Source organism: Planotetraspora sp. A-T 1434 (assembly GCF_025420585.1).
GTDB lineage: Bacteria > Actinomycetota > Actinomycetes > Streptosporangiales > Streptosporangiaceae > JAOEGB01.
Window position 1 is genome coordinate 234,801 of sequence record NZ_JAOEGB010000001.1, and the last position, 14,957, is coordinate 249,757.

Annotated in this window: 9 protein-coding genes; 5 read left to right on the forward strand and 4 right to left on the reverse strand. The window is 69.1% G+C overall.

The features are described 5' to 3' along the window. Positions 1–11: 11 nt before the first annotated feature. From N5079_RS01100 to N5079_RS01110, 3 genes are all read right to left on the reverse strand, one after another. Positions 12–2,123 carry an acyltransferase family protein gene (locus N5079_RS01100; protein ID WP_261581347.1) on the reverse strand — a complete coding sequence of 704 codons (2,112 nt, stop codon included), beginning with the start codon at positions 2,121–2,123 and terminating at the stop codon, positions 12–14. Between the two features lie 488 nt (positions 2,124–2,611). After that, positions 2,612–4,654, reverse strand: coding sequence for an LCP family protein (locus N5079_RS01105; RefSeq protein ID WP_261581348.1), 2,043 nt, complete (start codon positions 4,652–4,654; stop codon positions 2,612–2,614). A gap of 259 nt (positions 4,655–4,913) precedes the next feature. Continuing rightward, positions 4,914–6,449: a hypothetical protein gene (locus N5079_RS01110; RefSeq protein ID WP_261581349.1), complete on the reverse strand. Its 1,536-nt coding sequence runs from the start codon at positions 6,447–6,449 to the stop codon at positions 4,914–4,916. 321 nt (positions 6,450–6,770) lie between these two features. Here N5079_RS01110 and N5079_RS01115 point away from each other — a divergent pair, with 321 nt between their 5' ends. From N5079_RS01115 to N5079_RS01135, 5 genes are all read left to right on the forward strand, one after another. After that, complete coding sequence (locus N5079_RS01115) at positions 6,771–9,284, forward strand: hypothetical protein (RefSeq protein ID WP_261581350.1); 2,514 nt, start codon at positions 6,771–6,773, stop codon at positions 9,282–9,284. Positions 9,285–9,599: 315 nt separating this feature from the next. Continuing rightward, the gene (locus tag N5079_RS01120; protein WP_261581351.1) at positions 9,600–10,544 is read left to right on the forward strand and encodes a permease-like cell division protein FtsX; all 945 of its coding nucleotides are present in this window, start codon (positions 9,600–9,602) and stop codon (positions 10,542–10,544) included. 85 nt (positions 10,545–10,629) lie between these two features. Further along, positions 10,630–11,613 carry a permease-like cell division protein FtsX gene (locus N5079_RS01125; protein ID WP_261581352.1) on the forward strand — a complete coding sequence of 328 codons (984 nt, stop codon included), beginning with the start codon at positions 10,630–10,632 and terminating at the stop codon, positions 11,611–11,613. A 72-nt stretch (positions 11,614–11,685) separates the two neighbouring features. Beyond that, positions 11,686–12,615, forward strand: a complete 930-nt coding sequence (locus N5079_RS01130) for a glycosyltransferase family 2 protein (RefSeq protein WP_261581353.1) — start codon at positions 11,686–11,688, stop codon at positions 12,613–12,615. Positions 12,616–12,644: 29 nt separating this feature from the next. Next, complete coding sequence (locus N5079_RS01135) at positions 12,645–13,721, forward strand: glycosyltransferase family 4 protein (protein WP_261581354.1); 1,077 nt, start codon at positions 12,645–12,647, stop codon at positions 13,719–13,721. A 144-nt stretch (positions 13,722–13,865) separates the two neighbouring features. Here N5079_RS01135 and N5079_RS01140 read toward each other — a convergent pair whose 3' ends face one another. Continuing rightward, positions 13,866–14,906 carry a lysylphosphatidylglycerol synthase transmembrane domain-containing protein gene (locus tag N5079_RS01140; RefSeq protein ID WP_261581355.1) on the reverse strand — a complete coding sequence of 347 codons (1,041 nt, stop codon included), beginning with the start codon at positions 14,904–14,906 and terminating at the stop codon, positions 13,866–13,868. Positions 14,907–14,957: the final 51 nt, after the last annotated feature.

Consider the following 14,957-nt stretch of genomic DNA (forward strand, 5'->3'; position numbering starts at 1 on the left):
TCCCATCCGGCTCATCGAGCCTGGGCGGCCGCCCCGCTGAGCTCGGCCGCGGGCTTCCGCGACTGCCGGTAGAGCCACGTCAGGCGCGGTTCGAGCAGCCACTTGAAGACCGTCCGGGTGATCGGCATGCAGAGCACGATGGCGAGGGCGAAGCACGCGCTGGCGATGGCGGCCACGCCGAGCGGGCCGTACAGCCAGGGGACGTTCAGCCAGCCCATCTCCTTGGCGATCAGCACCGGCACACCGTGCAGCAGGTAGCAGTACAGCGTCCGGGTGCCGAGATCGGAGAACCAGGTCTCCCGCCGGGGGATCAGCGACATCACGGCCGCCGACATGGTGAGCGCGGCGGCGAACAGCGCCATCCGCAGGGCCATGCCCTTCCACCAGATCAGGTGCAGGTCGCTGTAGCTGTTCTTGTAGTAGATGGGGCCGAGCTTGATGGAGTAGTTGCTGACCAGGTAGACCGCCGCGGCCGCCGCGCCGAGCAGCACGAGCACCGAGAGCACCCGGACCCAGGCGCGCTTGAGGAAGTCGAACAGCCCCGGCTTGATCACCAGACCCAGGACGAAGAACGGCATCAGCCCGAAGAACCGGTCCATGCTGAAGTCGCCGGGCAGGTCCGACAGGCCCGAGAAGAGGTACACGATCATCGCGATGAGCATCGGATAACGCATGCGCTTCCACACCGGCGTCGAGAGCCGCCAGAACAGTAGCGCGATCAGGTACCAGTTCAGCCACGCCGGGTCGATGATCGTGATGCTCCACTTGTGCCCCAGGGCGGCCCGGAGCGCGGCGTAGCCGACCTCGACGATGACGTACGGCACCAGGAAGGTGTCGACCAGCTTGTTCGTCTTCGCGTTGGAGTTCCAGAAGTTCCTGGAGAGGTAGCCGCTGATGACGACGAACAGCGGCATGTGGAAGACATAGATGAACAGGTAGGCCGCCCGCGCGGAATCGGCCGCCAGGGTGGGGATCAGCGAGTGTCCGGTGACCACGAGGGCGATCAGGACGAACTTGACGTTGTCCAGGTACGGCTCGCGCGGCCGCTTGGCCTCTGGCGCGGGCTCCAGCTCCTGCTCGGTCTGCGGCCCGTCCCAGTCGGCCGGTACGGCGGGCCGTACAGGATGGGGGCCGAACTGGTCGAGGGCGGACAAGCCCGCAGGGGACGCCTGGGCCCAGGCGGGCAGCGGAAGCGGCTGCTCGGCGGGCCGGTCGTCGGTCGTGCCTGTCCTGCCGAGGGCCTGCTGCGCGCGGGTCGCGCCTGCTGGGCCCGTCGGGTCCACCGCGCCCGCTGGGCCCGTCTCCTGGGCGCCGCGCCGCCACGGGTCCCATGGGCCGGAAGGCGACGCGAGGTCAGACGCGAGGTCAGACGCGAGGTCATCGGGAAGCTCGGGCCACTCGGGGCCCTGGGCTCCGCGGACGGCGCTTCCAAAGGTGACCTGCGGAGTGGGCAGGTCCGCCGGAGGCCGGGCGGGAGCCGGGAACTCCTGCGGCCCGGTGCCATGGAACCCGGCGCCCTCGAAGGCGGCGGCTTGGGGTCCGGTGCCGTGGAGATCGAGGCCGTGGGGATCGGCCTGGGGTCCGGTGCCGATGTGGAAGGTGGACCGCTGCGAGGACGCGGCGCGGGGATCTCCCTGCGCTGTTCGAGGCGAGGGCCGGGCCGGTGAGTTCGGGTCGCCCTGCGCGGAGCCCGAGAAGTAGTCGAACCCCTCCGGGGGTGTCGCCAGCTCGGGCGGCCGGCCCGGTCCGGCCGCGCCCTTCTTGCGCGGCTGCCGTACGGGCAGCGGCGGCCTGTCGCGTTGGGCCTGGTTCTGGATGGGAGGCCCGGCCGTGGGGCCGGACCCGGCGGACCCCTGGGGCCCCGCGAAGGCGCCCGCCGAGGGGGACTCGCGGATGGCCCGGTCACGCGTGGCTCCCGCCGCTCCCGGTCCGGGCTGTTCCGAGGCGTTGGGAGTCGAGCCGGGGGACGCTTGGTCTTTCGCCGCGGGGGGAAGCCCGTCGCCGTCCTGAGCCGGCCGGTCGACGGTGATGCGGCTGATCACGCCGGTTGGCGCGTCTTCGGCATCGGGGGTGACGCCTGGCCTCGTAACCGGAACCGGAGGGTGCTGGCGGGTGTCACTCACGAGAGAAACGCTCTGCTATCTGTTGGAGGCTCGGGGGGCGGTCGCGTCTCGCGAATCCTCGAGATTCGCAGACCTGTGTCCTGGGTCGGACCCTAGCGAAGGCGCCCCGGCGGATCAGCCGAACGGGCGAACAGGGCGCGTTCGCCAGATCCCCCACCCTAACGTCATCGCGATCAGATGTCGCGTCTGGGCCGAAACGTAACCGATGTGACACCAGTCGAGATCTTCGTCAAACACGGCGACCCTCGACCCCCGCAGCAGCCCGAGAGAGCCGCCCCGCACACCGTCGCCGTGATCATGCAGGCTTTCCCGGGTTTGTGATCATGCGGTGTCTGTCCGCCGGGGCGCACCCTTGTCATGCATGATCACGCTGGGCGAAGGGCCGGGTGGGACGGTGCGTGCGGGAACATGTGCATGATCACGCGGTAAGGGCGGAAGGGCCGGTGCTCCGTGAGGAGTCACCGGCCCTTCCCCGTCTGCGGCCCGAGTCAGCTGGCGCAGATGTTGGTCTCGGACGTGACCGCGTTGTCCCCGACCTGGAGGGGGATCCGGACGCCCTTCCAGTCGGCTCCGACCACGAGCTGGATCACGGGACCCGGCACACGGCCCTTCGGCGCGTCGGGCGGCGGGGAAGTCGGAGTGAACGGCTGTGCCGGGCCGCTCGCCGCCTTGCCGGTCTCGGGAGAGACCGGGATCAGCAGCTTGCCCGCCAGAAGCTTGGCGTAGTCCCAGCCCTGCCCCGTGTAGCGGATCATGGTCTTCGGCTGGTCGGTGCCGTCGGCCTTCCGGGCATCGCCGACTCCGACGACCTTGAAGCCCTGGGCGGCGAGGGCCTCCGCCACCTCCCTGCCTCTGCCGGAGGTGTTGGTGCCGTTGTAGACCTCGACCTTGACCTGCTGTGGCTCAGTAATCGCCGGACCGGCGGGCTTCGTCGGCGTGGCCGACGTGGTGCCACCGGACGTGGCGGTGCTCGGAGTGGCAGACGGGGTCACCTGCGTGTCGCCGTTGATGCCCGCGAACAAGTTGTTCGCGTCCGGCTGCTTCCAGACGACCCGCGCCTGGGGGTTCGCCGGGTCGGGAATCCATGGCACCGTGGTGGCCTTGAAACCCTTCGCGCTCAGCTTCGACGCGCTCTGGGCGATCTGGATCAGCGCCTCGGTGTTGAGCGCGTCGTCCATCGTCACGGACTTGGCCGCCGCGGTGATGAAGCCGGTCAGCTTGGGGATGTCCGTGAGCAGGGCGCTGCTGGTCGCCTTCTTCACCACCTGGGAGATGAAGACCTGCTGACGCTTGATCCGCCCGATGTCGCTGCCGTCGCCGATGTTATGACGCAGGCGCACGTAGGCGAGGGCGGTTTCCCCCATGACCACGTGCTTGCCCTTGGTCAGGTTGAACTTCGACTGTCTGTCGTTCACATCCTGCGGCAGGCAGATCTGGATCCCGCCCAGGGCGTTGACGATGTTCTTGAAGCCGGTGAAGTCGACCTTCACGTAGTGGTCGATGCGGATGTTTGTGAGGCTCTCGATGGTCCGCCGGGTGCAGATCATCCCGCCGTCACTGAACGCGGAGTTGATCATCCCCAGATGCGGAGGGACGGTCGCCCCGGTTTTGGAATAGCACTTGGGGATCGTCACCATCGAGTCACGCGGGAAGCTGATCAGCGTCGCGCCGTCGCGGTTGGGGGACACGTGCAGCAGCATGATCGTGTCCGTCCGCTCGCCGTCGTTGACGAGGCGCTGGCCGTACTTCTTGTTGTCACCGGCTCGGGTGTCCGACCCGACGAGGAGCACGTTGATCGCGCCTGTCTGGTTCTCCGGGCGGTTCTTGTCGAGGTCGTCGGTGGACGCCCCCCGGTTGAAGAGGCCGAACGTGTCCCGGTAGAACTTGTACGCGGTGAGGGTGCCGAGGACCATGAGGCTCGTAAGCACAACGCTGATCCAGCCCGCCACGCTCAGGCCGCGCTTGCCGCCTCCACCACGACCCCGGAGTCGCGGCTCGTCGTCGTGAGGAACGTCGGGAGGGACATGACCGCCGCCCGGCGCCCTGCGGGGAGCCGTGGGTCCGGTGTAGTCCTCCGCGTAACCCTCGGCTCCCCTGGCGCCCCTGCCTCCACGGGCGCCTCCGCCGTACGCGACGGTCTGCTCGCTGTCATAGGCGGGCTCGTCCTCGGAGCCGCGCCTGCGGCGGCGTCGCTTGGGGGCGTCGTCCTGGTTGAAGTCGTCGCCGTACGTTCCTCTGCCGGGGGACAGGTCGGCGGCGCGGTTGTCCCGGCGGCCACGCGGCGCGTCGTCCCCGTAGGACCGATCCCCGCGACCGTCGGGGGCAGGGGGTGCGTAGCCGGGAGAAGACGCGTAATCGGGGGTGTAGGCCCCGCGTCCCGGGGTAGCGGCTCCGTAGCCCCCTCGTCCTCCGGAATTGTCGAAGGCGCCGCCGTACGAGCCGGCGACGGTGTCGGAGGGGCCCCAGACCTTCTGGTCGGATGTCGCGGGAGGCGCCGCCTGGTTGCGGACGGCGCGGCGGCGGTCGCTCAACGGGCTCTCCTCGCCTGGAGGACCGCCGGACGTGTGGGCGAACAGTTGGAGCTACTACCGCTTCGCTCGCACACTTGTCCTCCTTGCCTGGCGATCACTCATCGCGCTCACGAGAGTAGTCACGCGAGCATGTGAGAGCGCCACGATCGGTGGGATTCGGGCAGCGATCATGCTGTCCGCACCGGGGTGATCCGACGGGGAAGCATACTAAAACCGGGACATTTCAGGGTATGTACAAAACCGGGGCTTTACCCGGATTTCACTTTATCGGCTGTGGTCCCAGGTCACGGGCCGGTTCGAGGACGAGGACCGGGCGGATGGCAATGGCAGCGGCAAGACATGCCAGCGGCACCACGGGGAGCACGTACCGATAGTCGAACTCGGCAGTGGCGGGCGGCACCACCAGCAACACCAGCGCCGCCACCCACGTCAGAGACACTCCCTTTGTGGTGATCATGCACAGGTTCCCGGCCGAGCCGCCGGCCTGCGAAGACTTCCTGCGTGACCATGCACGGGCCCCGGCGACCGTGTCGCCGGCCTGGGCGGACTTTCGGCGTGACCATGCACGGGTTCCTGCCACCGCCGGCGGCACGAGGAGAACGGCCAGCAACAGCGAGCCGGGCATGAAGGCCACCTTCTGGTAGGCCCGCATCCAGGCGGCGTACGGCTCGGCTATCCGCACGGTGAGCGAGCCCTGCTCATACCGCTCGGCGAACATCTTCCCGACGACCGCCGGGTGGCGTCCCGGCGGAGGCGGCACCGTGGCGGGGAACTCGTAATAGCCGTAGGTCTCCGGGTTCGGATAAATGGGCCGACCGTCCGCGAACGAACGGCCCAGCTCGCTGAGCACCGAGCCCGCGTAATCGAGCGGCTGGCTCCGGATGGCGAGCCAGGCGAACCGCCCGGCCAGCGTGTCGGTCTCGCGGGTGAACGTGATGCCGGGCAGCCGCACCAGCGGAGAGGCGGCGTCCCAGATGTACTCCTGCGACGGCGGCCGGCTCTCCGGTGGCCGGGGGTCGCACAGCACCGCCACGTCCGGGGGCGGCTTCATGACCGCGCAGTCTGCGAAGGCCATCGTGCGGGAGTAGAGGAACACCCCGTTCGCCCCCACGAGGCCCACTCGGTGATTGGTGGCGTAGAACCAGCCGCCGTAGGCGCCGATGGGCACCAGCGCGGCCAGCAGAAATGCCACCAGCGACCGCCGAAGCGTCCTTCCCGCCCCATCGCGGTAGCCGTACCAGAGGAGGAAGAAGGCGAAGACGGCGATCAGCGGCAGGCCGACGGTCCTGGTCAGGGTGGCGGCGGCGAGGAGGAGGCCGACGGCGGCGGCCGTCCACGGGGAGGGGGCCCGGGTGAGCGTGAGGCAGGCCGCCGCGACGATCAGGAAGGTGAAGAGCGAGTCGGAGACGAGCAGGTGCTCCAGCTCGATCTGGTACGCGTCAAGCAGCACCGGGACGGAGGCCAGGATCCCGGCCCAGGCGGGCGCGCCCCGGCGGAGGACGGTCAGGTAGACCATGACGCCTACGGCTAGGCCCAGCAGGTGCTGGACGAACGTGACCACGGCGAAGCTGTGCAGCGGCTCCAGCAAGCGTAGGAATATCGGGTAGCCCGCCGGACGCACGAGATCGGGCCGGAGCCGCATGGCTGTCACGACATAGGTGTAGGAGTCCGGAAACCAGAGCGCGGGCCGGTATCCGATCATGGTGAGGATGCGGAGGAAGGCCCCGAGGCCGAGCACTCCGAGAAACCACCTGTGCGTCCGAGCCCAAGGCGCGACGCGCCTGATCTGCGCCACCCTCACTCCCGCCCCCGATGGTCTCCCGGCGTACGCTACCGGCTCCCGGCGTCGGCTGTGACCTGCGTTCGGCGCCGAGGGACAGGCCTACGGACAGGCCTACGGACAGGCCTACGGACAGGCCTACGGACAGGCCTACGGACAGGCCTGCGAACTCACCTGCGAACTCACCTGCGGACTCGCCTGGGCCATGCCGACGACATATGGCCGATCAGGCCGCCGGGACGGGTGATTGTCGGACCAAGCGGCTACGCTCGCCTCATTCCAACGAATCGACTTCATCGCTCCCAGTGGCGGACCACATGGCCGTCGGCGGGCCGGGTGCTCGCCGTCCTCTCCGCCGTGCCCGCGCTCGCTCTGAGCGGGTGGCTGCTCGCCGGGCTGCCGCTGCTGCTGCTCGGCTGGTTCCGGCCGCTGCCCATGGTGCTGCTCGGCGGCGGCCTGGCCGTCCTTCTGTGCGTGTACGGCCTGCGCCGCCTGCCCGAGACGGTGGAGTCGGCGGCCTGGCAGACGGCGGCCGTGCTGGGCATCGCCGTGGCGTCGGGCGTGTTCAACGGGTTCTTTCATGGCGAGCAGCTGATCGTCCGGCGTGATCCGGCCACCTATGCGCAGTACGCCATCTGGCTGGCCCGGCATGGGTCCCTGCCCATTCCCTTCGGCGACTTCGGCGCTCCCGATCCGGCCCTGCGGTTCGCCAGCATGGGTTTCTTCGGCTGGGACGGCGGGATCGTCCCGCAGTTCATGGCTGGGCCTCCCACGATCCTTGCGATCGGCCACTGGCTCGGCGGCGTCCCCGGGCTCCTCCTCGTGCCGCCTGTCCTCGGGGCGCTCGCCGTGCTGACCTTCGGCGGGACGGTCGCCCGCCTGGTCGGCGCCCGGTGGGCCCCGCTGGCGGCGCTGGTCTTCGCGGTGAGTCTGCCCATCCTCTATACGTCCCGGACGACATTCAGCGAGATCCCGTCGCTCATCCTGCTGTTCGGCGGCATGAGCCTGCTGCTCGACGCCCGGTTCCGGCTGCGGGCGGCCCTCCTGGGAGTGGGGTTCCTCCCCGCAGTGCCTCACTTGGCGGCCCCGGATCCAGGCCCGGATCCAGGCCCGGATCCAGGCCCGGATCCAGGGACGGGCATGTCGGGGGACGACTCTCTTGAAGGGGCCCGTCCCAGGGGCCTGACGACCAGACGTTCGCGCAGGCTGTCGGGAGCGCTCTCCGCGGCCAGGAACGCTCAGTCCAGTGGCGCCCCGTTGACGGCGGCCCTGGCGGGGCTCGCGTTCGGGTTGGCCCTGCTCGTGCGCATCGACGGCCTCCGCGACGTGCTTCCCGTGCTCGCCTTCGCCGGACTGCTCATCGCCCTCGGCCGGGTGTCCCGCGCCCGGCACGCCGCCGACGCGGATGCTTCCGGGGAGACCGGCTTCGGGCTGGTCGGCTCGGTCGAGAGTTCAGTCGCGGCCTCCCTTGAGGGCGGCGAGCGGGCGGAGGATGGCGGGAAAGAAAGCAGCGCCGCGGGCGGCAGCGCGGTAGAAGGCAGCGGGGCGGGGATCGGCGCGGCCAGAGCCGGCGGGGCGGGGGCTGGCGCGGCTGGGGGCAGCGCGGCTGGGGTTGAGGCAGCCGGGATTGACGCGGCGAGGGGCGGCGCGGCGGGGAGCCGGCCCGCCCCGCGGATCTTTCCCGAGGGACGGCTTGGCGTTCCTTTACTGGCCGGGCTGGCGATCGGGGCGGCGTACGGGTTCGTGGCCTGCTACGTGCTCGCCCGGCCCTACCTGAACTACCTGTCCGAATCGCTCAAGCCACTGCTCGCCATCTGCGTGGCCTTCGTCGTGCTCACCGTCGGCGGTACGGCTCTCGCGCCCCGGATCGCGGCCCGCATGGAAGGGTCCGCCGGAGGCCGGATCGCCAGGAGGCTCCCGGACCTCGCGGCCGCCCTCGTGGTGCTCGTCGTGGCCGGCCTCGCCGTACGGCCATGGATCCAGACGGAGCGTCGCTGGCCGGTCACGACGGAAGACATCGTGACCGCGGGCTTCATAGAGAACACCCAGCGCGCCAACCACCTGCCCCTCGACCGCACCCGGCTCTACTACGAAGACTCGCTCTACTGGGTGATCTGGTACGTGGGCGTTCCGGTGGTCGTGCTGGCCACACTGGCGGCGGCCGTAATGGTGCGCCGTCTGGCCCGGGGGCGGGAGTTCGGCTGGCTGCTGCCTCTGGCGATCATCGGCTGGACGACCGTGACGACGCTGTGGCGTCCCGCCATCACGCCTGACCACCCCTGGGCCTCACGCAGGCTGGTGCCGATCGTCATCCCGGGGATGATCCTGCTCGCGGTCTGGGGGCTGCGCTGGGTGCGGGAGAGGGTCCGAAGGGCGGGGTACGGCTCGCGGCTGGTGGTGACGGTCGGCGCGGTGCTGCTGGTCGTGCCCGCCGCGATCACCTCGATCGGCACCGCCTTCACGCCGGTGAACCGGGGCGAGATGGCCGAGGCCGCGAGACTGTGCGCGGCCATTCCCCGGAACGGGTCCGTGCTCATCATCGAGCGGGCCACGGGCGAGCGTTTCACCCAGCTCGTGCGCGGCCAGTGCGGCGTGCCCACCGCCAGGGTCGCCTTTCCCAGGGGGAAGGACGTGCCGCTGAGCTCCGACGTCGAGCGCCTGATCGACAAGGTCCGGCGTACCGGGCGGCTTCCGGTGTTGCTCGCGGCCGAGCCCCGCCAACTCGCCATGTACGGCGCGCCCGTGCAGGTCGTGAAACTTCGCACCCGCCAGGACGAGCGATCCCTGGTGGACCCGCCCAACGGCACCTGGAACCTGATCATCGACGTCTGGATGACCATCCCTGCCTGATTGATCATCTTGGTGATAGGTCCCGGCTTTGCCCGCAACTGAGAATCGTCGATTTGGCAACGCTTCTCAGTAGCCTCAAACATGTGAAGCGGAACGAGGTCGCGATGGCACTTTGTGGTGTCCTACCATCACACCGGACAATTCGGGCCCTCACGGAGGCTGGGCAGCTCGTCATTCAAGGACGATCCCTGCGGGTTGGCACGGGACACGCAAAAGGGACCGGGGTGTGACACCGCTCGTGGCGGGCTGCCGTTGGTTCTGTCTGTGCCGCGGGACGGCTGACCATAGCGTCTCGGTCTCGCTAGGGTCATCTCCATGCATTTGTCCCCGGAGCCGCTCCATTCCCCCGGTCTCCGCGCGAGCGAGGAGTTGTCCTTCGGGCAGCATCCCGATCGGGAGTCGCGGGCGCGCGGTTGGCTGAGGGCACATCGCGGGCTTGTCAGCGTCGCGGCGCTCTCCGTTCTGCTGCTCGCCGGGGCGTCGGTGGGCGGTTGGCTGCTCTACCAGCGCTCCCGGCAACCCCTGCCACCCCCGGAAGGCCCCTGGCCCCAGACGGGGTATCTCACGGTGTTTCTTTGCCGTGAGGATGACCCTCTCGAGGCGTGCCGTGATCGTGGGGGCATAACCGCCGAGGAAAAGCGGGCGGTAGAGGCAGTGCTCAGGACCAGCTCGGTAATCAAGAAATTCCGTTTCGAGACGCAGGAAGAGGCTCTGGCGAAGTTCCGGGCGACGATCTTGCCGAAGGCGATGAAAGAAGATCCTTCGCGGGCTGCTCTCTTGAAGGATGTTGAAGCAGCCGATCTTCCGGCGTCCTATCGCGGCACGCTGGGGGCGGGGGACTGGAACACAGTGGTCCAGAGGTTGGAGCGGCTCCCGGGAATTTCGAATTCCTATCTTTATCATGAGAACTTCTGGCTGGGAAAGACGGACATCTGGATCCCACTCTGTCCTCAAGTCGGAAGCTATCTCGTGCAATGCACAGGACATGGGAAGGCCACCGCGGCCGAGAAGCAGGCCATCCTTGACCGTATTCGGGGCCTGCCTGGAGTCGACGTCGTCTATTTCGAGGACAGCGCGCACGGACTCAAGGTGTTTCGCCATTTTTGGTGGAATGGGGGCGGGGTGGATAACCCCGCTCAGGTGCCGGAGTCGTTCTACGTCAAGTTCGCGAAGCCTCCGGTGACGCGGGACATCGCGAAGTCATTGGCCGGTTTGCCGGGCCTGGCCGGGGTGAGGGAGGTTCTCCGCTCGTCAGGCTGAGCGGGCGTCGTGCCTAACAACGCCGTTAAGCGGCCGCATCGCGCGGCTTCTGGGAGGCGGAGCAGCACGGGCGCCAGATTGCGCTGTGTCGCGGAAGACCGGTGATCTTGGCGGGTTGGGTGTCGCTAGGGTCGTCTCTGTGCATGTGTCCCCGGATTCGCAGGATTCCCCGGAGCCAGCCGTAAGCGAGGAGTTGTCCTTCGGCGACGACCGGGAGCCACGGCTTGGCGGTTGGCTGAGGGCGCATCGGGGGCTGGTCGGTGTGGTGGCGGTCTCCGTTCTGCTGCTCGCCGGGGTGTCGGTCGGCGGCTGGGTGCTCTACCAGCGCTCCCGCCAACCCCTTTCACCCCCCGACGGTCCCTGGCCCCAAACCGGGACCTTCTCAGCGTTCCTCTGTCAGGGAGGAGATACCGCGTCGGAGGCCTGCAGCGATCGAGGGGCCGTCACCGCCGAGGAGAAGCAGGCCGTGGCGGCAGTGCTCAACACCAGCCCCGTGGTCAAAGATTTCCACTTTGAGACGCAGGAAGAGGCGTTGGCGAACTTCCGAGCCCTGCCCGTGGCGGAGGAAGACCATGCGCACGAAGCTCTGCTGGACACCATCGAAGCAGCCGACCTGCCGGAGTCGTATCGCGGCGCTATCGGACCCGGAGATTGGCGGGCGCTGAAGCGGCGTCTTGAGGCACTGCCAGGTGTCTCCCGGGTCTACGTTTTCCGGGACTACTTCTGGCGCGGGAAAGCCGACTTGTCGATCGCACTCTGCCCCCAGGCGGGCGAGAGCTACGAACGGTGTGAGGGGCGTGGAGCAGCCAGTCAGACGGACAAAGACGACGTTCTTGGCCGCATCTATGCCCTCCCAGGCGTGGAGGCCGTCTATTTCGAGGATCGTGCACACGCTCTGAAGGTGTGGCGTCACGTTTGGTGGGAGAGGGCGGTCACAAATAGAGATCTCCCCAATATGCCGGAGGCTTACTACGTGAAGCTGGCCGCGCCACCGGTGATCCGGGATATCAGAAAGTCCTTCGCCGGTGTGGCCGGCGTGGCGGAAGTGAGTGACGTTTCGGGGCCGTAGGCGGAGGCTGAAGCCGTACCAGTACCGCGATGTGAGGTCGGGGTTTGGCTGGGCAGAGTACCCTAACCGGACGTGACCACGCCCGAGACCTCTGGAAGCGCTGTGACTCCCGCCGAGAACCCTTACGTGACGATCGTCCTGCCCTGTTACAACGAGCAGGACCACGTCGTTGACGAGGTCGAGCGCATCTGCGCGGCCATGGACGCGAGTGGCTACACCTACGAGCTGCTGGCGGTGGACGACTGTTCCACCGACGCGACCCTCGCGCGCCTGCAGGAGGCGGCGCCGCGGTACCCGAACATGCGGATCAAGGCGTTCCACCGCAACGGCGGCTCGGGCACGGTCCGCAGGATCGGCTCCCAGGAGGCCCGCGGCGAGATCGTCGTGTGGACCGACGCCGACATGACCTACCCGAACGAGCGGATCCCCGAGCTGGTCCAGATCCTCGAAAAGGACCCCACCATCGATCAGGTCGTGGGCGCGCGGACGACGGAGGAGGGCTCGCACAAGCTGCTGCGGGTCCCGGCCAAGTGGTTCATCCGCAAGGTCGCCGAGCGGCTGGCCGGGCAGAGGATCCCCGACCTGAACTCGGGCCTGCGGGCCTTCCGCAAGTCGGTCGCCAGGCCGTACCTGCGGCTGCTCCCGCCCGGCTTCTCGTGTGTCACGACGATCACGCTGGCGTTCCTCTCGAACCAGCACGACGTCTACTACCTGCCGATCGAGTACGCGAAGCGGGCCGGGAAGTCGAAGTTCAGCTTCATCTCGGACGCCTACCGCTACATCCTGCAGGTCCTGCGGATGGTCATGTACTTCAACCCGCTCAAGGTGCTGATGCCGCTCGCGCTGTGGCTGGTCGGCATCGGGCTGGTCAAGGGCGCGTACGACGTGATCCGTTACGGGTTCTACCTGACCAGCAACGCCGTCGTGACCTTCCTGTCGGGTCTCCTGATCGCATCGGTGGCGCTGCTGGCCGACCTGATCGTCCGGTCCAGAGGCGAGTAGGCGGTGGCGCGGCCGTGGGGGGCGGGACGATGAGGATCGCGATCGTCGGGCCGACATATCCGTACAAGGGCGGCGGCGCCCAGCACACGACCGAGCTCGCGCACCGGCTCCGAGCACAGGGGCACGATGTCGTGATCGAGTCGTGGAAGGCGCAGTATCCGGCCTTCCTCTACCCCGGGCAGCAGACGATCGACACCCCCGAGGGCGAGCCGTACCCGGACACCCGCCGCGAGCTCGACTGGCGGCGGCCGGACGGCTGGGTCCGGTGCGGGAGGCGGCTGCGCGGCGCCGACCTCGTCATCCTCGCCGTCCTCAGCCCGGTGCAGGTGCCCCCTTACCTCGGCATCCTGTACGGCCTGCGCCGCCGGACCAAGGTGATCGCACTGTGCCACAACGTGCTTCCGCACGAGGCCAAGCCGTACGACAAGCCTTTGATGAAGGCGCTGCTCACGAGGGTCGGCGGGGTGCTGGCCCACTCCGAGGAGCAGGCGTCGAAGGCCCGGGAGCTCACCGACGCCCCAGTGCGGGTGGCGGCCCTCGCGCCGCACCTGCCCGCCCGCCGCCCGGAGGCCGCCCTTGAGCGCGAGCCGTACGGCAGGCTGCTGTTCTTCGGCATCGTCCGCCCCTACAAGGGGCTCGACCTGCTGCTTCGGGCGCTCGCGCAGACGCCGGGCGTCGGGCTGACGGTCGCGGGAGAGTTCTGGGGTGGTCTGGAGGAGACCCGGGCCCTCATCGCGGAGCTCGGGCTGTCGGACCGGGTCGAGCTGCGGCCGGGCTATGTGGCCGCGGACGACGTGCCGGGGCTGTTCGCCGAGGTGGACGCGCTTGTGCTGCCCTACCGCTCGGCGACGGCGAGCCAGAACGTGTGGCTGGGCCACGAGCACGGCGTCCCGGTGATCGCGACCAGGGTCGGGGCGCTGGCGGACAACGTGACCGACGGGGTCGACGGCCTGCTGCTGGAGCCCGGGTCGGCCGGCGCGCTGGCCGACGCGCTCAAGCGGTTCTATGAGCCCGGCACGCCCGAGCGCCTGCGGGGCGGAGTCAAGGCCGTGGACCCCGAGCCGTACTGGGCCGCCTACCTGGAGACCCTGCTGGCGGGGGGCTGACGCGTCCTCTGCATGATCACCGATGAAGTAATCGCATGCGGGGCCGTGTGTGCGGGAACCCGTGCATGATCACAGATGAGGTGAGCGCGGGCCGGGCCGTGTGTGCGGGAACCCGTGCATGATCACGCACAGGGGCGGGGGAGGTCAGCCGGGGTGCGTGGGAATGTGTGCATGATCACGCGGGAGGGTGGGGGCGGTGGCGCGGGACAGGAGGAAGCCCAGGGCTGCCCAGGTGGCGTCGGCCAGGGTGAACATGACGCGTGACACGACGGCCACGACCAGTGCCCTGGGCGTGTCCAGGACCGGGGCCAGGGCGATGACCATCGCGCCTTCGCGCACGCCGATACCCGCCGGGACCACGACCGTCAGGATGCCGGTGGCCCAGGCCAGCGCGTAGGCGCCCGCGGCCACGGCGTAGAGGGACACCCCGCCGGGCCGCATGCCGGCGATCAGGACCCACAGGTGCACGCCGTACACGAGCCAGCCGGCCATGGTCCACGCAATGGCCTTCAGCATGGCCGTGCCGCTCAGCACCCGGTCGAGCGGCTCCTTGCGGGCGACGCGCAGGGCCAGGTTCAGCCCCCAGGTGATCACCCGCGGATGCAGGCCGACGAGGACGAGCGGGATGAGGGCCATCAGCCACCACGCCTCACGGGCGATCTGCTGCGACAGCGTGGCGGCGGCGAGCGCCAGCGCGCAGCCGAGCGAGGTGACGAGGCCCAGCGCGGTCGCACTGAACGTCCGCCGTGGGGGCGCCCCGTGGTCGCGAGCCAGTTCGATCATGGCTGCGAACGCCCACACGGAGCCGGGGATGTACTTGCCGAGCTGCCCCACGAACAGGACCCGCGCCGCGATCCGGAGCGGCAGCGGCGAGCCGAGCCCGGCGAGGATGTCGCGCCAGGCCACCAGCATGAGGCCCAGACCGGCCAGGACGGCCGCGAAACACGCGCCCAGCGACCACCAGGAAAGCCGCGATATGGCGGCCGAGGTCTCCGTCCAGTTCCCGGCCAGGCCGTACCCGAGGAAGCCGAGAGCGAGGACCGCGAGGAGGACCCGGAGAAGCGGGCTGGACCGCAGACGCCCCAGCAGCCCGCCCAGAGATCGGCGCAGGCGCCTGACCGTGAGTCCGCCAGAGGGTCCGCCAGAGGGTCCGTCCGGGGATCGGCGCGGGGATGGACGCGGCATCCGCCAAGGGTAGAGCCTGAAAGCTACCGGCCGGTAGGCCCATGTGGCCCA